Origin of the sequence: Rhodosalinus sp. K401 (assembly GCF_041365735.1) — a bacterium.
In the GTDB taxonomy this organism is placed as follows: domain Bacteria; phylum Pseudomonadota; class Alphaproteobacteria; order Rhodobacterales; family Rhodobacteraceae; genus Rhodosalinus.
This window is the reverse complement of record NZ_JBGFSI010000052.1, coordinates 1-501: the sequence shown is the minus strand read 5'-3', so window position 1 is coordinate 501 and position 501 is coordinate 1. Positions and strand designations below refer to the sequence as shown.

At 80.2% G+C, this 501-nt stretch carries 1 pseudogene; it reads right to left on the bottom strand.

Annotation, left to right across the window (positions count from 1 at the left end):
- Positions 1-501, bottom strand: a pseudogene (locus AB6A66_RS17495) (chromosome segregation protein SMC); the annotation flags it as partial.

Sequence of the window (501 nt, the reverse complement as noted above, 5' to 3'; positions counted from 1 at the left end):
GTCGAGACGCGCCGCGGCTTCAGCCGCCTCGCGGGTTGCGGCCTCGCGCGCCGCGGCGGCCTCGCGGGCGTCCTCGAGCGTGTCCGCCCCGGCTGCGGCCAGCGCCTCGGCGAGGGCGCGGGCGGCGGCGTCCATGTCCGCGGCACCGGCGCCCGCGGCTTCTCCGGGATCGATCTCGAGCCGCCCGATCTCCGCGATGTCGAGCGTTGCCGGACCGGTCAGCGCGACCTGCGCGCCGTCCTCGAGCACGCGGCCGTCAAGCGTGACCCGGCCGGGGTGACCCCTCGCGTAGCGCATGGTCAGCTGCGCCGCGCGCGCATCGCGCAGCGCCCGGGCGGTGGCGAGGTGTTGCGCGGCAGCCTCGATCCCGCGCATCGCTTCGGCGTCGGGGCCTCGCCGGGCCCGCCGGGCGGCGGCATTGCGCGCCTGCATGGCCGCCTCGGCCCGGGCGAGACGCCCGGTCAGCTCCGCGCGCCGGCGCGCGCCGTCTGCCGCCGCGGC